Raw genomic sequence first — 16,410 nt, forward strand, 5'->3', positions numbered from 1 at the left:
GCGACGTGCCCGAAGCACCCAACCGACGCGCGCCGATCGTAGGAGCCACCACGCAGGTCAGCCCGACGCTGTTCCTCGAGGCCGCGAACGGCGCGATCCGCCGCGAGTGCGGCTGGCACGTCGCCCCCTCCGTCACGGAGACACTCACCCTCGACGGGAAGGGCGGAAGGCTGCTGCTCCTCCCGACGGGGCACGTCACCGCCGTCAGCTCCGTGGTCGTCGGCGGCGTGGACCTCACCGCCTCGGCCGACTGGTCGACGTCGGGGATGCTCGAGCTGCGCGCCGGAGCCTTCCCCCGCCGGTTCCGCGCCGTGCAGGTCACGCTCACCCACGGCTACGACCCCGAGGAAGTCCCCGAGGTCGTAGCCCTGATCGTGAAGCTCGCGCAACGCGCGAAGGACTCGACGACCATCGCTGCGCAGGCAACCGCCGGCTCGTCGGTGTCCTACGTCACCGCCGGTGGCGCCCCCCTCTCGATCCCGCTGCTGCAGGGCGAGAAGGACATCCTCACGCCGTACCGGCTCGGGCACGGCGCATGACGACCGCCCTCGAGCTCCTGACCGGCGCGGCCGCAGTGCCGGCGCCGATGACCTTCCCGTTCGGCCGCACCGTCTACCGCCTCCGCCCGAAGGCGGTGCGCGACGAGTACTCGGACACCGACATCGACGTCGACTGGTCCAACCCCGACGTGCTGCCGATCCCCGGCGCCTCCATCTCGCAGTCCTCGACGTCGGCGCTCGCCGGCGCGACGCGCGAGCAGGCGCTCGAGGCGAAGTCGCTCGTCTGCGACGGCGCCTTCGACGTCCAGAAGGGCGACCGCATCCGCGACGGCGACGAGGGCGGCCCCGTCTACACCATCGACGGGATCCCGCCCGCGGCCGACACCAACCCCTTCACCGGGTGGACGGCGCCGCGCGAGATACCGCTGACCCGCGCGGTCGGCTGACCGGAAGGGAACCCGCATGCCGAAGAACGGCGACGTCACGTTCAACCAGCAGTTCTTCAACGAAGTCCTCCGATCGGCGCCCGTGGAGAAGCTCACGGACGATGCGGCGCAGCGGGCCCTGGCCGCCGCGAAGGCCTCGGCGCCCGTCGACTCCGGCGCGTACCGCGACAAGCTCCGCCTCGTCCACCGCAACTCTCGCCGCCGGCGGGTCTCTCGAGTCCTCGGCACCGACGCCAAGACGATGCTGATCGAGTCGAAGACCGGCAACCTCGCCCGGGCGCTGAAGGCGGCCCGAGGGTGAGGGTCGAGCCGCCCGACCTCGAGCTGTGGCTGACCGGCTACGTCCGCGCCGCAGCGGCAGCTGACGAGCTCGACGTCGCAGTCGGGAACCGGGAGCCTCCGACCCTGCAGGTGCCGCTCGCGCGCCCGCTGATCGTCCTCCGCGACGACCCCGGCGCGCGGCTGTCCTCCGTGACCTTCGACCACTCGATCGGCTTCTCGGTCCTCGCCGGCTCCCGGCGGAACGAGAAGCCGGCGCGCGACCTCGCGCGGTGGCTGGCCGGCCTCCTGTTCGACGAGGAGATCGTCCTCGCCGAGGGCTGCCCCATCGCGTCCGTCGTGTGGGACGGCTGCACCAGCCCCTCGTCTGTCGTCGACCAGCTCGACGTCGCCCGCTTCTACGGGACCGCGCAGTACGTCGCCGCCGGCTCCTGGTAACGCCCACCCGTCACTAACCCACCCCCGGGCTCCGCAATCTGCGGCGCTTCATCTCGTGAAGGAGAGACCCCTATGTCCGCAGATCCCCAGGGCAACGACCCCGGCGCCGTCGGCGTCCCGATCACCGGCCTCGCCGCGTTCGCGATCCTCGAGACGGCGAACGTCATCTCGAAGGTCAACCTCGGCAAGTCGCCCCTCGTCCTCCCGCCGGCCTTCAAGAAGCTCGGCCTCTACAAGTCCGACGGCGGGCCGTCCGCCGCGCGCGACAACGAGGACCCGATCGAGTTCTTCCAGAAGGGCTACACGATCGCCGGAGAGGGCACCCGCTCCGTCGTCATCGGCCTCGCGGAGCAGAACGCCAACGTTCAGGCGCTCGTCGAGGGCAAGACCCCCGACGCGAACGGCGTGATCGAGGTCTCCTCGAGCCTGCCCGACAACCGCTTCATCCTCCTCGTCGTCACGAAGTACCGGAACGGCACGGAGAAGCGGCAGATCGGCGTCGCATCGGTGACCTCGGTCGAGCCCGACCAGCAGGAGCGCGGCTCCGTCGAGGGCGCGAACGTGACCTTCACCTGGCTCGAGGACGACCTGTTCAACGGCGCCCCGTACTGGCAGTGGGGGCCGGCCAAGCCGGGCGCCGTGGAGGCGCCCTCTGGCGCCTGACCCCGCCACCTGATCGACCGGCCGGGGCGCTGACGGGTCGCCCCGGCCGGTTTCACCACCCGTCATCCCGTCAAGCACCAAGAAGGAGAACCCGTCATGACCACCACCACCCGTCGGAAGCCGGCAGATAGCGCGGAGACGCCCGTTCAGGTCGAGGAGGAGTACGACTTCGACTCCTGGGATCAGGAGCGTGAGGACGCCGCCCTGCGCGCCCTGACCGACGTGCGCTACATCATCGTCGAGGACAAGTTCGTCGGCCGCTTCACCGACCGCCACGTCGTGAAGATCCCGCTCAAGCTCACGACGTCCACGATCGACGAGCTCGAGGCGAAGTTCTCGACCCCGCTCGACCAGTTCCGGCACCTGCTCTCCATGTTCTACGGCGAGGAGGAGGCCGCCGCGCTCGCGGACCGCAGCCTCATCGAGGTCGCGATCATGACCGAGAAGTTCTTCCGCGCGCTCAAGCGGGCGCAGGAGCTCGCCTTCCCGGAATCCTGAGCGTCGCCCGGCTGATCCGAGAGCACCGCACGACGGTCGCACGCACGCTGCGCGAGACCTTCGGCGTCGGGCTCTCGGACCTGGGCGGCGCTGTGACGTGGGGCGAGGCGAAGGCGCTGCTCGAGGACGCAGCCGGCGACCCCGGGACCGCGTTCGGCGCCGAGCTCGCCGGCTGGGCGTACCCGGCATCGACGCTGCAGCTCATCGGCGTAATCACCGCGGCGACGCATCCGAAGTCGACGCGCGCGCTCATGCCGTGGGTGCTCGAGCGCCCCGCCTCCGCTGCGCCGCCCGATGAGGTGGCGGCCGCGCAGGCCGAGCTCGAGGCGGGCGTCGTCTTCTCCTGACCTACCCGAAGGGGGTCCGCATGTCCTCCGAGGTCGGCTCAGGGCACATCTCGATCTTCCCCGTGATGACGGGGTTCAAGTCGCGTGTGCGGAAGGAGACGCAGGACGCCGCCACGTCGAGCGCTCGTGCGTTCACCGGCGGCTTCAAGGGCGCGGGGTCGACGACCGGCCGCCGGCTCGGCACCGACCTCAAGTCGGCGCTGGACCGGTCGGCCGGCGACCTCGGCGCGCAGTCGATGAAGGACCTGACGTCGCAGGCGGCGTCCGCTGCGAACGCGCTGTCGAAGGCTCGCCTGAAGCAGCAGGACGACGCCGGCAAGGTCCGCATCGCCGAGGCTCGACTGGCGGAAGCCGTCGAGAAGAGCGGCGCCGCATCCTCGCAGGCCGTCGCCGCGGAGGAGCGCCTCGCGGCTGCCCGCCGCGCGCACGCCTCCACCACCGACACCGTGACCGCCGCGTCCGGCCGTCTCAAGACCGCGCAGGACGCGGTGCGCCGCGCCACGCAGGACGCCGCAACCGGCAGCGAGAGCGCCGGCGGCAAGCTCCGCGGATTCGTGTCCGCTGCCGGCGGCGGCCTCTCCGGGCTGGCGCGCACGGCGTCCTCGGTCGGGTCCCGCATCGCCTCCGGGCTCGGCAACGGGTTCCGGGCCGCGCAGACCACCGCGGGGGTCGCGCTCGGCGCGATGGCCGCGAAGATCGGGTCCCTCGTCCCCGAGGCTCTGACCGCATCGGACGCGACCGACAAGTTCAAGAGCACCCTCAGCTTCGCGGACCTCGACTCGAGCCGCATCGCGGAGCTGACCGCCAGCACGCAGGCGTACGCCGACCGGACCGTCTACTCCCTCTCGGACATCCAGGCGGTCACGGCGCAGCTCGCCGCGAACGGCGTGAAGGACTACGACCGGCTCGCCGAGGCCGGCGGCAACCTGAATGCCGTCGCCGGCGGCAACGCCGAGACCTACAAGTCCGTCGGCATGGCCCTCACTCAGACCGCCGGTCAGGGCAAGCTCACGACGGAGAACTGGAACCAGCTCGCCGACGCCATCCCCGGCGCCTCGGGCAAGCTGCAGGAGGCGCTGCTCTCGGCCGGCGCGTACACGGGCAACTTCCGTGAGGCGATGGAGAAGGGCGAGATCTCCGCGGAGGAGTTCAACGCCGCGATCCTCGACCTCGGCATGACCGACGCCGCGAAGGAGGCCGCGACCTCGACGGCCACCTTCGAGGGCGCCTTCGGCAGCCTCAACGCGGCGATCGTCGGCGGGCTCGTCAAGACGATTGCACCGCTCAAGCCCTTCATCACCGGGGCGCTCACCGGCGCGGGCACCGCCGTCACGGGGTTCTTCACTCGGGTCGCGACCGGAGTCGAGGGCCTCGTCGCCCTCGTCAGCCGCGGCGACTTCACGAGCGCCTTCCGCACGGCGTTCGGCGTCCAGGAGGACTCGCCGGTCGTCGACTTCCTGCTGAGCGCGCGCGACGCCGTGATCGGGTTCACGTCCACGCTGCCGGACCTCTCGGCGCTCATGGGTCCCGTCGTCGCCATCCTCGGCGTCGGCGGCCTCGCGGGCATCCTGACCAGGATCACGCCGCTGATGACGCTGCTGCCCGGCCTGGGCGGCGCGCTCGGCGTGCTCGCCGGCCCGCTCGGCATCGTCGCGGCCGGCCTCGCCGGGTTCGCGCTGTCGGGCGGCGACGCCTCCGCGCTCGCGTCCGGCCTCACCGGCGTCATCTCGTCGGTGCTCGCCGCGATCCCCGGCCTCGTGCAGCAGGTCGCGACCTTCGTCCCGCAGATCGTCTCGGCGATCCTCGCGCAGGTCCCCGCGCTGCTCACCGCCGGCGTCTCCATCGTCACCGCGCTCGTGCAGGGACTGGTCACCGCGATCCCCGCCATCGCCCTCGGCGCCGTCACCCTCGTGACCGGTCTGCTGACCGCGATCGTCGCGAACCTGCCGCTCATCATCGCGGCCGCGATCCAGCTCGTGACCGCGCTGCTGCAGGGCATCGTCACGGCACTGCCCGTCCTGATCCAGGGCGCGCTCACGCTCGTCACGGGTCTACTCACCGGCATCCTCGCCGCGCTGCCGCTGATCATCGAGAGCGGCATCGGGCTCGTCTTCGCGCTCGTGCAGGGCATCATCTCCGCGCTCCCGACGATCCTCTCCTCGGCCCTGACCCTGGTGCTCGGGCTGCTGCTCGCGATCGTGCAGTCGCTGCCGATGATCATCGAGGCCGGCATCCAGCTGGTGCTGTCGCTCGTGACCGGCCTGATCGCGACCCTCCCGTCGCTGATCACCGCCGCGATCGAGCTGGTCCTGCAGCTGGTCGCCGGCCTGCTGACGATGCTGCCGCAGCTGATCGTCGCCGGCATCGAGCTCGTGCTCGCGCTGATCGTCGGCCTCGTCACCGCGATCCCGCAGATCATCAAGATGCTGCCGCAGATCGTCATGGCGATCTGGGACGGCCTCGCGAACGTCGACTGGGCGGACCTGGGCCTGCAGATCGTCCGCGGCCTCATCGACGGTCTCGTGGCCGCCGGCGGCGAGCTGTTCTCGGCAGTCACCGACCTCGCCTCGCAGGCGTTCGGCGGCTTCACGGACTTCTTCGACATCAACTCGCCGTCGCGCCTCATGCGCGGCGCCGGCCGGAACGTCGTCCGCGGAGCCGTCGAGGGCACGAAGGACGAGTCGGAGGCCTACGGCGACTCCCTCGTGCGCATGGCCCGCTCCGCTGCAGGACGCGCCGAGGGCGCGATGACCGTCGCCGCAGGCACCGTCGAGGTGTCCGCGTCGGCCGACGTCGCCGGTACCCCCGCCGGCGGGCGGACGGGTCGTCGCGACTTCCCCGAGGAGCTCCACATCCACGCACAGCCGGGCATGTCCGAGGCAGCCCTCGTCAAGGCGGCGATGGCCGAGCTCGACTTCCAGGCGAGAAGGAGCGACGGATGAGCGACATCATCACCTTCACGATCGGCGGAGTCGAGGTGCACGGCCGCCCCGACGGGCTGGCCCCGCCGGACGGGATCTATCTCGGGCCCGGCGGGGCCGACGCCTGGTGGGAGTCGGCGGAGATGGAGCGCGACGTCGTGAAGCGCCCGGGCGCCCCCGGGGCGTTCGACACTCCGGGGCAGCTCGGCGACAAGCTCCTCCCGTTCTCGGGCGTGATCATCACCCCGTCGGAGGAGGAGACCGAGGAGCTGTCCCGGAAGGTCCGCGGACTCATCGCGGACGGCTCGCTCACCACCGTCACAGACGGCACATGGATGATGCGCGGCCGGCTCTCCGGCCGCTCCCGCGCGGTTCCCCGGCGCGGCAACCGCCGCTTCGCGGACTGGATCGTCACCGTCTGGTGCCCCGATCCGCGGAAGTACGGCGAGACGAAGCACTTCACTGCCGGCGAGCGGGCGTCGCACCGCGGCAACTTCACCGCGCTCCCCGTCTACACCGTGAGCGGGAACGCGCCCGCCGGGTATCCGCTCTACGGTCCGGGCGGCCGCCGGTACGACGTCGTGCAGCCGCTCAAGCTCGGCACCCCGCACGTCATCGACATGCGCGACGGACTGCTGCGCATCGACGGCGCCGTGGTGCCCGGCGCGGCGACCCGCGCGGACACGTGGGGCATCCCCGCCGGCGCGCAGATCGTGCACAGCATCGGCCCGGGCCTGACCCTCGACGTCGCCCTGACCGACACCGACATCTGAGAGGACCCGCCCATGTGGACGCACACCCTCCACGCGCCCGGCACCGGCAACCTGATCGCCCCCGTCGAGCTGGCGAAGTCGTCGTCGAAGCGCCGCCTGAACGCGCCGTCGACCGGCACGCACTCCGTGATCGCCTCTGACGACTTCGAGTGGTCGGCGCTGCTCTGCTCCCCGTGGGAGGTCATCGTCGCGACGGCGTGGAACGGCGTCTGCCTGTACGCCGGCTACCTCGAGAACGTCACCGACTGGAACGAGAAGACCCGCGAGCTCACCTTCAGCACGCTCGACGTGCGCGGCGCCTACATGGTCCGCCCCGTCTTCCGCGCGAACGCCGAGGACTACCGCGCCGCCGACCTCACCATCACCGACCGCTCCTACAGCGGAGCCGTCCGCGCCGTCATCGAGCGCGTCCTCCACGGCAACACCGGCGGCTGGCAGCTTCCCATCATCACCCCGCCCGACGCCGGAGGCCCGGTCTCCGCCTTCTACCCGTACTGGGACCTCTGGACCGCGGAGAAGGCGCTCGCTGAGATGCAGGACCGCGACGACGGCCCGGACCTCGACTTCGCGCCCCGCTACCGCGCGGACGGCGGCCTCGAGTGGGTCGTCCGCGTCGGCACCCCGCGCCTCTCCGGGCCCGAGGTCGAGGTGAACCTCGGCAGCCAAGAGAACGGTCTCTCGACGGCGTCCTTCCGGATCAACGGGCAGATGCAGCGCACGGGAGAGATCGCGGTCGGCAACGGCTCCGAGGCGGACATGCTCGTCGCTTTCGCGAACAACCTCGACGGCCCGGCGATGCCGTTCCGCGACTCGATCGAGTCCGGCTACAAGAGCATCACCGACCCCGGCGTTCTCCTCGGCCACGCCTACTCCGACCTCCGCGCGTACCGCTACCCGACCGAGCAGTGGTCCTACGCGCTGCAGGCGAACACGCCCGGCGCTGACCTCGAGACGCTCACGCTCGGCTCGCACCTCGGCGTGTGGACCGTCGGCCACCCGAAGTACACCGACGGCTGGCGCGACACCTACCTCATCGGCTTCGACACCGACCTCACCGAGACCGTCTCGCTCGCCGTCCAGCCGTACTGGGAGCCCTGATGCGCATCGACAACCTCGACCAGTCGACCGTCGCCCGGCAGAACGCCCGCATCGCCGCCGTCGAGCGGCAGGCGCCGCTCGGGAACACGTCGATCACGACCGGCCGCCTGCGCGTCGTCGGCCTCGAGGCGTTCCTCCTGCAGGGCACCGGCCGCGTCACCGGCACGCTCTTCGTGGACGGGCAGGACGGACGGAAGGGCCGCGTCGATGTGACCGGCGATGTCCGCTCGTTCGGCGGCGGCCGTGTCATCGTGTCCGAGGCCGCCGGCTCCGACAGCTCCCTGCAGATCATCTACGTCCCCGCCGACGCCGACAGCGACGCACACGCGCAGATCGTCGGCTACGACATCCCGGTGCAGGTGCAATCAGGCGGCAGCGTGATGCGCGTCAGCGACGCTGCGGCGCAGCTGAGCGGGCCCGGCCCGGAGTACATCAAGGTCGGCGGCAACGAGGTGATCGTCTCGGGCTCCTCGACCGCCTTCGCTCGATTCGACGCGGACGTGTACGTCAAGGGCGGCGACGGCACCCTCGACCTCGATGCGGGCGGCGCGCAGATGACCGGCGGCAGCGGCTCCCTTGGCCTAGACGCGAACGGTGCGCAGGTCAAGGGCGGCGACGGAGCGGTCGTGTTGAACGGCAACGGCGCGCAGATGGCCGGCGCCGGCGACACGCTGGTCACCGCCGGCGGCAATGGCGTGATCCTCTCCGACGGCCCGGGCGCCCTCCTACGGGTGGAAAAGGGGCAGCTCTTCTTCCCGAACCTCCCGACCAGCTGATGCCCACGATCGGAGAGTTCTACGAAGAGCCGGATCACTGGGGAGACGCATACGGCGCGACCGAGAATCGGCCGAACGCGCACCGCGGGCAGGACATCAACGGATGGCCGACCGGCACGGGCATCCCGAACCTCTTCGCAGGGACGGTCGTCTTCTCCGCCTGGGGCGGCGGACTCGGCTGGCAGGTCGTCGTGCAGCGCGCCGACGGCCTCCGCATGGGGCACTCGCACCTCGACGCGAAGGGCCGCCCCGTCGGGACGTTCCTCGACGCCGGCGATGTCGTTGGTCCGATCGGCGATACCGGCTCGTTCAGCCGCGGCACGCACGACCACGTCACGGCCTCATGGAGCGGCGATCTGTCTCCGGCCTTCGCCGCGGTCGTCGACCCTCGCCCGTACATCCGCGAGGCGCTCGGCGGCGACCCCGGCGCAGGCGACCCCGGCGGCGGCGACCCCTACGACCCGGACCCCGACGACCCGGCGCTCCCCGGGAACCTGTTCGTCTTCCCCGACGACGGCCGGGTGATCCTCGTCAGCGCGGGCCGCGGGAACCTCGCGCGCGCAGCCGACGGGCACCTGTTCAGGGCCGAGCTGGGGCAGGGCAACGTCGTTCGCGAAGCGGACGGGCGCATCACATGGACGGGCTGAACAGGCCTTCACCATCACCGACATCAGGAGGCCTCGTGCTCGAGCTCACCGCCCGGCCCTCGCCGGGCAACATCAACACGCCCTTCGGCCGTCGCCCGAAGCCGACGCAGGCCTCGCCCGCGATCCACTACGGCCAGGACTACGGCTGGGGCAACGGCAAGGACCTCTTCGCGGCCGCCGACGGCATCGTCGTCGAGGGCAACGAGACGGGCCTCGCCGGCGCCTACGGCAACCGCACCCGCATCGACCACGGCGGCGGCTTCGAGACCTGGTACTGCCACCAGAGCGTGAAGCTCGTGCGCAAGGGCCAGCGCGTGAAGGCCGGTCAGAAGATCGGCGTCCAGGGCGCCACGGGCAACGTCACCGGCGTCCATCTCCACTTCGAGGTCCGCCTCCGCGGCGTGGCCGTCGACCCCGCCTTCTACTTCCGCATCCCGCACCCGGTCACCGTGCCGGCCCCACGACCCCAGGAGGACACCTTGAGCGCAGCAGAAGTCGCCCACATCGAGAACCACATCGACCAGAAGTTCGCCGACCTCGGCGCCTCGATCCAGAACCTCTTCGGAGTCGTGACCCGCGAGGGCCGCGGCCCCGGAGTCGCCCGCATCTACCAGAACGTCGAAACCGGCGAGGTCGCGATCGGCGTCTACGGCGAGTCCTGGACCGTGCTCCACACCGACAACGACCAGGCCACCGTCGATCTCCTCGCGGCCGACGGCTTCACGCAGGACTGGAAGGACCGCAAGGCCTACCCGGCGGTCCGCTACGAGTTCGCCCGCATGCTCTGCGGCTCAACCGACGACTACGACGCCCGCCAGATGGCCGAGCTCACCGCGCGCGTCCTCGAGATCAGCGCCGAGCGCTACGCGGAGATCGACGCCGAGGCCAAGGCCGACGACCAGCCGGCGCTCTCCGCGAAGTCGACCGAGTAGCTCATGGTGGCGACTGACCCGAGCACGAACGATCGACGCCTCCGGTGGGAGCGCACGATCTGGATCATCGACCAGGCGTCCTACGCGCTGATGGCGGTGTCCGGATTCGTGGCTCTCTTCGCGACGTCGACCTTCGTGCTCCGAGAGGTGACGTGGCCGGAAGCGATCATCGTCTGGGGTCTACTGCTCCTCGGCGGCGGCGCGGCCGGATTCGTCGGGCGGCTGGTGAAGGTCTGGGCGATCGAGATCCTGGGCAACGTCGCCGCGATGAGCGGCGGAGTGATCTACGTGGCGATCGTGCTGTCGGCCGTGACCGGGGGGTCCTCGCTCGTGCTGCTCGCGTTCGTGACCGCGGCGACCGTCGCGATCCTGCGCCGATACGCGGAGCTGCAGATCTTCACGAGCGAGCCAGGGCTGGACACCTTCTCGAAGAAGGTGCGCTCCCTCCTGCGCCGCCGGACGTCGTACACGGTTCGGCGCGAGCACTACTAGGGGGAACACGAATGCTCGACACGACTCTGCTCGTGGCGCTCGGCGGCGGGGCCGGCATCGCGCTCCTGCTGCGCGAGTTCATCTCCGTCGTCGCTGCGCTCCGCAACGGCGTCTCCGCCCGCGAGGGGAAGCGCCGCGCCGACATCGTGCAGCAGCGCGACGAGGCGCTCGTCCGGGCCGACAAGGCGGAGGAGCGCGTCGACGCGGAGGCTGCAGACCGACGCCGCTACGCCGAACACGCCTCCGCGGTCCGGCGCATCGCGATCGACCACGGCGTCCCCGAGGCGCTCTTCCCCCCGTTCCCCGCCCGAACCGCAACCGACTGACCCAGGAGGTCACCGTGTCCACCACCGAACCCACCACCGTCCCGACGCAGGTCGAGTACCCCTGGAAGGCCGCCGCGCGCACCGCCGTGCAGACCTTCCTCGCGCTCGCCGCCCTCCTCGCGATCGCCTGGCCGATCGTCTCCGAGTTCCTGCAGGCCTACGTGCCCGAGGCGTGGCTCGGCTACCTCGCCGCCGGCGTCGTCTTCGTCACCGGCCTCGCGGCCGTCATCACCCGACTGATGGCGCTCCCGCAGGTCGACGCGTTCCTCGCGCTGCTCCACTTCGGCGCGAAGCCCACGGGCGCCCACCGCGCCACCGACTGACCCCTCTCACCCCCGAGCACCACCCCAGCCCCCGCCACTCCCGGCGGGGGCTTTCGCATGCCCGGCGTGACCGCCGACCCCTGATTGGAGACCCGCCGTGGCCTACACCGAGCCCCTGCCCACGCCGCCGAACGGCAACACCAACTGGGGCGCCGTGGTCGAGTCCCACCGCGCCGCGATCCTCGAGCTGCAGCAGGGGGGCGTCGCGGAGCAGTCCGTCGGCTACCTCAACGCCGCGAACCCGAAGTGGGGCCTCAAGAAGTGGGACCCGGAGAACCCGGTCGAGAACGACATCGGCGCCCTGGCTGCCGCAGCGTCCGCGGCGAAGAAGGCCGTCGTCGTGCCGGCGCTCTACAAGCTGAAGAACACGACCACGACCGGCAACTTCGACGACCGGAACATGCACATCATCTCCGTCGGCGGTGGCGGCTTCATCGGCGAAGGCGGCACGATCCTCCGCCAGGTCATCGCACCGTCCGCGGGCGTCGTGGTCAGCGGCTTCGCCACGAAGTCGGTCGGCGCGACGAACCGGCACGGCGTCAACTTCTTCGACGTCCCGGCCGCCGACATTCCTAAGTTCCGCGCCGACATGGCCTGGCAGATCGTCGCGTCCGGAGCGAAGAAGTCCGAGACGAGTACCGCGACCGCCGGCTTCTTCTCGTGGAGCCTCCCCGGCTCCGTCGTGCACGACCTGCTCTCGAGCGGCGACACGCCCCTCGCATCAGGCAAGGCCGTCATGGCCGAGACGGTCCCGATCCTCGGCGTCTCCTACCTCATCAGCGGCGGGTCCTCGACGCTCGCCGAGAACGACATCGTGAAGGGCCAGACCTCCGGCGCCACGATGAAGCTCGAGGCGGCCGGCGCGGACCTCAACGGCTCGAAGAACATGCGGATCTCGACCCGCGGCGTCACCCCCGGCGCCGGTGGCTCGTTCTCGGTCGGCGAGAACCTCCTCCGCGGCACCACCATCGTCGGCAAGATCGCCGCCGCCGGCCAGGTCGTCTCGAAGGGCACGACCCTCTACGACTGGTCGAAGCTCACCGTCGAGGTCACCCTGCGCAAGCTCGGCGGCTCGCAGAACGCTACGCCCCGACGCCGGTGATCTTCCCGGTCGGCGACTACTTCTCGAACCTGATCAGCCGGACCGAGAACCTCACGTTCGACACGATCGGTGACCCGAACGGCGTCGACAAGGTCCGCGCCGCCGCGGTCGACATCCGCGGAGCCGTCTACGGGCACTACGTCGGCGACGTCTTCCGGAACGGGTACCGAAACGGGTACCGCATCGCGTCCGGTTACGGCGGCACGATCGCGAACTCGATCGCCGAGGCGCTGCCCAACGACGCGACCACCGAGGGCGGTTTCGGCTACCACGTCGAGGTCGAGGGCACGACGCAGAACTTCGCCGTCCTGGGCTGCGTCTCGTACAACGTCCGCCACGGCTTCACGACGAACCCCACCGGCAACAGCGCGTTCCTGTCGGCCGTCGGCGACACGCTGCGCCACGGGATCCAGCGGTTCGTGTACGTGATGCACCACCAGACCTTCAACACCTACGGTCCGGGCCTGGACACGCACCACGGCTGCGACAGCATCTTCTTCATCGATTGCACCGTCAACGGTGTCCTGACCCTGGGCGAGAAGGACGCGGGCGGATCGGCGGCGCAGACGCGCGGCTCGAACGTCTGGTTCGTGCACGTCACGACTCACGGAGGCCGCTACGGCTTCACCGACGCGACGGCCGGCTTCACGGTCCCGCAGGGAAACCCGAACCCGGACTCGACCGCGACGTGGCCGCTCACCCCGATCCACTCGGAGACGCGCTACCTGTTCTGCCGCGCGTTCGACTACGAGGAGGTTGGCTTCCGCCAGGGCCTCGCCGCGGAGTCCGTGCATCACTCGGTGCTCTACGTCGCCCCGCAGTGGGAGGCGAAGAAGGACGCCCGCTACAAGACCGTCGGCATGCGCCTCACCGGCGTCGACACGTGGGTCATCGACCCGATCATGGGCTACAACTCCCTGGCGATGGTCGACCTCGAGCCCGGCGGGTACTGGAAGGACGGCGACCCGGGCCCCAAGCCCACCAAGCCGATCCCGTACTCGATCGGATTCATCGGCGACGCCTTCGCCGACTACTCCCGCGCGCCGGCAGGGACCGACCTCCTCCGCGTCGCCGGCCACCCGACCGCCGGCATCACGACGCTCGTCCTCCCGGGCGATGTCGACGTCGTGCAGAAGGCATCCGCGTCGACGACTCCGGCCGCGTGGGTGAACCCCATCAGCGGCAAGACGGTCATCAAGGGCTCGGGGAAGATCCGGAACCTGACCGGAGCGACGGCGATCCCGCTGCTCAAGACGGACGCCGCCGGCTACGCAGGGGTCACCCGCAAGGCGATCCCGACCTCGAGCTGGGTGTAGCAGATGGCTGGATTCGGAACCCAGCCATTCGGTACGTCGCCCTTCGGAGTCGGAGACGGCCTGCCGGTCCCGCCGCCCCCGCCGCTCCCGGTCCCGGCCGCCGTCAAGGTCACCGCCGTCTCCGCCACGGATGCGCTCGTGACCTGGGCCGGGGACGCTCCGCTCGGTTTCCGGGTCTCCCTGAACGGAGAGCCGGCGGTCGCGGCGGAGGAGTCGCCGCTGCTGCTGCGCGAGCTCACCCCGGCGACCGAGTACGCGCTCGCGCTGGCGACCCTCGAGACCGACTCGTCGGAGAGCGCGCCGTCGGCGACGGTCACCTTCCGCACCCTCGCGGGAGAAGTCGGGCCGCCGGTCGACCCCGAGGACCCGGAGACCCCGACCGAGCCCGAGGAGCCCGGGAACCCCACCATTCCGGGGCTCCCGAACCTGCCGGACGACCCCGAGCAGCTGTGGGAGACGGCGATCGGCACGACGAAAATCCTGAACATCGGGTCCTCCGAGGGCATCGTCGTCGCCGACGACGCGATCAACACCCCCGACTACACGGTGTTCGACCTCTGGACCAACCAGCTCGCGCGGCGTCTCGGGAGCACGTCCGTCAACCAGCACAACGGCGGCCGCACCCGTGTCGACGTCGCGCTCGCGCTGCTCACCGCGGGCACCTCGGCGTTCCTGGCGGACGTCTACCGGCTCGTCATCCAGGCGGCCGGCGGCAACGACGTCGGCCACTTCTGGAACAGCGACGCCGGCAAGCGCGGATTCAAGAACGCGACGTCGCTGATCCTCGGCATCACCCGCTCGAAGTCGAAGGTGCTGCCCGGCGCCGCCGGCGAGACCGGCGTGTGGGGGCAGTCGGAGAACCAGTACTCCGGCTCGACCCGGAAGTCGACGACCCCCGGGTCGACGGAGACGCTGCGCTTCGATGGCACGGGCGCGACCCTGGCGATGCTCGGCTACACCGACTACGACGGCGGGAATCTCGCCGGGTCGGCGTACACGTGGGCGCTCGACGACGGCGAGCCCGTCGCGCGATCAACCGCAGCTCAGGGTCTCACCGGGACCGACAAGACGAAGAACTCGGTGCAGCCGATCCACTTCCGCGACCTCGCCCCGGGGCCGCACAAGGTGGTCATCACGCACACCGGCGCGCCGGGCGATCCGCTGATCGTGGACTCGCTGCACGTGTGGCAGGACGACGTGCGGGACATGCCCTTCACGCTGATGCTGCGCCCGCGAAGGCGACGACGATCGGGCTCCTGCTGTACCCGTCGCCGCAGCCGGACATGGGCGCGTTCGACGTCTTCCGGCAGCTGCAGGAGGACGTGTTCGACGAGTTCGGACGCGACGGCACCTTCGGCGGTATCCCCGGCTCGATCGTCGACCGCTGGTATCCGCCGAACGTCTACCACCTGCGGCTCGGAGACATGCTCCACCCCAGCGGGGAGGGCCACGACGCGATCTACGAGGCCGCGCTCGAGGGCCTGCTCCTCTGGACGCCGACCGCGTACCTCGCGTCGGAGCCGACCGAGCCCGATCCCGGGCCCGACCCGGACCCCGGGACGGATCCCGACCCTGGGCCCGGACCGGACCCGGATCCGGACCCCGACCCGGGCACCGATCCGGACCCCGGCACCGACCCGACTCCGGGACCGGACCCGACACCACCCCTGTACGTCTGGGAGGACCTCACTATGGCGCTCGTCTACGGAACCCTCACCGACCTCACCGACGAGCCGCTGAACGACCAGGCGGTCCGGCTGCGCTTCGTCCCCTCGGGGCCGGGCGTGGCCGGCGGGCGACTGCTCTCGAAGCGGCCGATCGAGGTCGACGTCGGCGCCGGCGGCGTGTTCGCCGTCGAGGTGTTCTCGACCATGACCATCAGCCCGGAGATGTGGTTCACGGTCGAGTTCTCCCGGCTCGTGGCGGGTGAGGCTCCGACCTACGAGCGGCTGCCGTTCAAGCTGCGCGTGCCCGACGGGGGCGGCCGCATCGGCGACCTCGTCGCCGCGCCCGCGCCGCCCGCGGTGATCGGCGCTGGCCTCGGCGAGCCCGACCGGGACTACCCGGCCTACATCGATCTGCTGACCGCAACGTACTACGAGAGGAAATAGACGTGACTGACACTCGAATGGTGGCCGTCGGGAAGATCGAAGTGATGGGGGACGTGTCCGGCGCTCTCTTGGTCGAGACGGACGGCACGAAGATGCAGGCGGCGGTCGACGCGAGAATCCAGCCGGTCGTCGTCAGCACGATCGTCGAGTCCCCGGAAGTCCTGGCCGAGGCAGGTGAGGCCGCCGCCGAGCTGATCATGTCGAACACCGAGATCGTCATGAAGAGCGACGTCGGCGCCCCCAGCTTCTCCTACCAGCTGCCGGAGAAGTACCGGGTCGGCTACTGGAACCGGGTTCGGCAGCTCATCGCCGGATGGACCGCCGATAACTACTTCGAGGTCCTCAAGGGCATCAGCATCGGCGGCCGGGCGAAGGTCCAGCCGTGGCACGCTGGGGCGTTCGCGATCCGCGGGAAGAACGGT

Annotated in this window: 21 protein-coding genes; all 21 read left to right on the forward strand. The window is 70.8% G+C overall.

Going from position 1 to position 16,410, the window contains the following annotated elements; genetic code table 11:
• Positions 1-5 precede the first annotated feature (5 nt).
• Positions 6-539: a hypothetical protein gene (locus tag B0T42_RS10040; protein ID WP_077223040.1), complete on the forward strand. Its 534-nt coding sequence runs from the start codon at positions 6-8 to the stop codon at positions 537-539.
• On the forward strand, positions 536-946 hold the full coding sequence (locus B0T42_RS10045) for a hypothetical protein (protein ID WP_077223041.1): 411 nt from the start codon (positions 536-538) through the stop codon (positions 944-946). Before B0T42_RS10040 ends, B0T42_RS10045 begins: the two co-directional genes overlap by 4 nt.
• Before the next feature lie 16 nt (positions 947-962).
• Complete coding sequence (locus B0T42_RS10050; protein ID WP_077223042.1) at positions 963-1,247, forward strand: hypothetical protein; 285 nt, start codon at positions 963-965, stop codon at positions 1,245-1,247.
• The gene (locus tag B0T42_RS10055) at positions 1,244-1,663 is read left to right on the forward strand and encodes a hypothetical protein (RefSeq protein WP_077223043.1); all 420 of its coding nucleotides are present in this window, start codon (positions 1,244-1,246) and stop codon (positions 1,661-1,663) included. The genes B0T42_RS10050 and B0T42_RS10055 overlap by 4 nt, the downstream gene beginning before the upstream one ends.
• 72 nt (positions 1,664-1,735) lie before the next feature.
• On the forward strand, positions 1,736-2,326 hold the full coding sequence (locus B0T42_RS10060) for a hypothetical protein (protein ID WP_077223044.1): 591 nt from the start codon (positions 1,736-1,738) through the stop codon (positions 2,324-2,326).
• A 96-nt stretch (positions 2,327-2,422) separates the two neighbouring features.
• Positions 2,423-2,824 (forward strand): hypothetical protein, encoded by a 402-nt coding sequence (locus tag B0T42_RS10065; RefSeq protein ID WP_077223045.1) that lies wholly within the window; start codon positions 2,423-2,425, stop codon positions 2,822-2,824.
• A gap of 92 nt (positions 2,825-2,916) precedes the next feature.
• Positions 2,917-3,171 (forward strand): hypothetical protein, encoded by a 255-nt coding sequence (locus B0T42_RS10070; RefSeq protein ID WP_236720211.1) that lies wholly within the window; start codon positions 2,917-2,919, stop codon positions 3,169-3,171.
• Between the two features lie 20 nt (positions 3,172-3,191).
• Positions 3,192-6,113: a tape measure protein gene (locus tag B0T42_RS20485; protein ID WP_201788524.1), complete on the forward strand. Its 2,922-nt coding sequence runs from the start codon at positions 3,192-3,194 to the stop codon at positions 6,111-6,113.
• On the forward strand, positions 6,110-6,865 hold the full coding sequence (locus B0T42_RS10080) for a hypothetical protein (RefSeq protein WP_077223047.1): 756 nt from the start codon (positions 6,110-6,112) through the stop codon (positions 6,863-6,865). The genes B0T42_RS20485 and B0T42_RS10080 overlap by 4 nt, the downstream gene beginning before the upstream one ends.
• Before the next feature lie 12 nt (positions 6,866-6,877).
• Positions 6,878-7,963, forward strand: a complete 1,086-nt coding sequence (locus B0T42_RS10085) for a hypothetical protein (protein WP_077223048.1) — start codon at positions 6,878-6,880, stop codon at positions 7,961-7,963.
• Positions 7,963-8,739 carry a hypothetical protein gene (locus tag B0T42_RS10090; protein ID WP_077223049.1) on the forward strand — a complete coding sequence of 259 codons (777 nt, stop codon included), beginning with the start codon at positions 7,963-7,965 and terminating at the stop codon, positions 8,737-8,739. Before B0T42_RS10085 ends, B0T42_RS10090 begins: the two co-directional genes overlap by 1 nt.
• Positions 8,739-9,386 (forward strand): M23 family metallopeptidase, encoded by a 648-nt coding sequence (locus B0T42_RS10095; RefSeq protein WP_077223050.1) that lies wholly within the window; start codon positions 8,739-8,741, stop codon positions 9,384-9,386. Before B0T42_RS10090 ends, B0T42_RS10095 begins: the two co-directional genes overlap by 1 nt.
• A gap of 35 nt (positions 9,387-9,421) precedes the next feature.
• A complete protein-coding gene (locus tag B0T42_RS20670; protein ID WP_201788525.1) occupies positions 9,422-10,318 on the forward strand; it encodes a M23 family metallopeptidase in 897 nt (298 codons plus the stop codon).
• Positions 10,319-10,321: 3 nt separating this feature from the next.
• Positions 10,322-10,810 carry a hypothetical protein gene (locus tag B0T42_RS10105; RefSeq protein ID WP_077223052.1) on the forward strand — a complete coding sequence of 163 codons (489 nt, stop codon included), beginning with the start codon at positions 10,322-10,324 and terminating at the stop codon, positions 10,808-10,810.
• Positions 10,811-10,821: 11 nt separating this feature from the next.
• The gene (locus B0T42_RS10110) at positions 10,822-11,136 is read left to right on the forward strand and encodes a hypothetical protein (RefSeq protein WP_077223053.1); all 315 of its coding nucleotides are present in this window, start codon (positions 10,822-10,824) and stop codon (positions 11,134-11,136) included.
• Between the two features lie 14 nt (positions 11,137-11,150).
• Positions 11,151-11,459: a hypothetical protein gene (locus B0T42_RS10115; RefSeq protein WP_077223054.1), complete on the forward strand. Its 309-nt coding sequence runs from the start codon at positions 11,151-11,153 to the stop codon at positions 11,457-11,459.
• Between the two features lie 97 nt (positions 11,460-11,556).
• Positions 11,557-12,561 carry a hypothetical protein gene (locus tag B0T42_RS10120; RefSeq protein WP_077223055.1) on the forward strand — a complete coding sequence of 335 codons (1,005 nt, stop codon included), beginning with the start codon at positions 11,557-11,559 and terminating at the stop codon, positions 12,559-12,561.
• Positions 12,558-13,877, forward strand: a complete 1,320-nt coding sequence (locus B0T42_RS10125) for a hypothetical protein (RefSeq protein WP_077223056.1) — start codon at positions 12,558-12,560, stop codon at positions 13,875-13,877. Before B0T42_RS10120 ends, B0T42_RS10125 begins: the two co-directional genes overlap by 4 nt.
• Before the next feature lie 138 nt (positions 13,878-14,015).
• Positions 14,016-15,617 carry a hypothetical protein gene (locus B0T42_RS20015; RefSeq protein WP_158078098.1) on the forward strand — a complete coding sequence of 534 codons (1,602 nt, stop codon included), beginning with the start codon at positions 14,016-14,018 and terminating at the stop codon, positions 15,615-15,617.
• A complete protein-coding gene (locus B0T42_RS20020) occupies positions 15,569-15,988 on the forward strand; it encodes a hypothetical protein (protein WP_158078099.1) in 420 nt (139 codons plus the stop codon). Before B0T42_RS20015 ends, B0T42_RS20020 begins: the two co-directional genes overlap by 49 nt.
• A 2-nt stretch (positions 15,989-15,990) precedes the next feature.
• Positions 15,991-16,410 (forward strand): hypothetical protein (locus tag B0T42_RS10145; protein WP_139344477.1); only part of this gene is annotated, 420 nt, incomplete at its 3' end.

The sequence above is a fragment of the Rathayibacter rhapontici genome, from assembly GCF_001995175.1.
Lineage (GTDB): Bacteria > Actinomycetota > Actinomycetes > Actinomycetales > Microbacteriaceae > Rathayibacter.

What these genes read in the sequence shown, in the direction of transcription:
- B0T42_RS10090 (WP_077223049.1), top strand. Translation starts at nt 7,963, where the DNA reads ATGCGCATCGACAACCTCGACCAGTCGACCGTCGCCCGGCAGAACGCC.
- B0T42_RS10050 (WP_077223042.1), top strand. Translation starts at nt 963, where the DNA reads ATGCCGAAGAACGGCGACGTCACGTTCAACCAGCAGTTCTTCAACGAA.
- B0T42_RS10045 (WP_077223041.1), top strand. Translation starts at nt 536, where the DNA reads ATGACGACCGCCCTCGAGCTCCTGACCGGCGCGGCCGCAGTGCCGGCG.
- B0T42_RS10095 (WP_077223050.1), top strand. Translation starts at nt 8,739, where the DNA reads ATGCCCACGATCGGAGAGTTCTACGAAGAGCCGGATCACTGGGGAGAC.
- B0T42_RS10105 (WP_077223052.1), top strand. Translation starts at nt 10,322, where the DNA reads ATGGTGGCGACTGACCCGAGCACGAACGATCGACGCCTCCGGTGGGAG.
- B0T42_RS10085 (WP_077223048.1), top strand. Translation starts at nt 6,878, where the DNA reads ATGTGGACGCACACCCTCCACGCGCCCGGCACCGGCAACCTGATCGCC.
- B0T42_RS10060 (WP_077223044.1), top strand. Translation starts at nt 1,736, where the DNA reads ATGTCCGCAGATCCCCAGGGCAACGACCCCGGCGCCGTCGGCGTCCCG.
- B0T42_RS20020 (WP_158078099.1), top strand. Translation starts at nt 15,569, where the DNA reads ATGGCGCTCGTCTACGGAACCCTCACCGACCTCACCGACGAGCCGCTG.
- B0T42_RS20485 (WP_201788524.1), top strand. Translation starts at nt 3,192, where the DNA reads ATGTCCTCCGAGGTCGGCTCAGGGCACATCTCGATCTTCCCCGTGATG.
- B0T42_RS10110 (WP_077223053.1), top strand. Translation starts at nt 10,822, where the DNA reads ATGCTCGACACGACTCTGCTCGTGGCGCTCGGCGGCGGGGCCGGCATC.
- B0T42_RS10065 (WP_077223045.1), top strand. Translation starts at nt 2,423, where the DNA reads ATGACCACCACCACCCGTCGGAAGCCGGCAGATAGCGCGGAGACGCCC.
- B0T42_RS10080 (WP_077223047.1), top strand. Translation starts at nt 6,110, where the DNA reads ATGAGCGACATCATCACCTTCACGATCGGCGGAGTCGAGGTGCACGGC.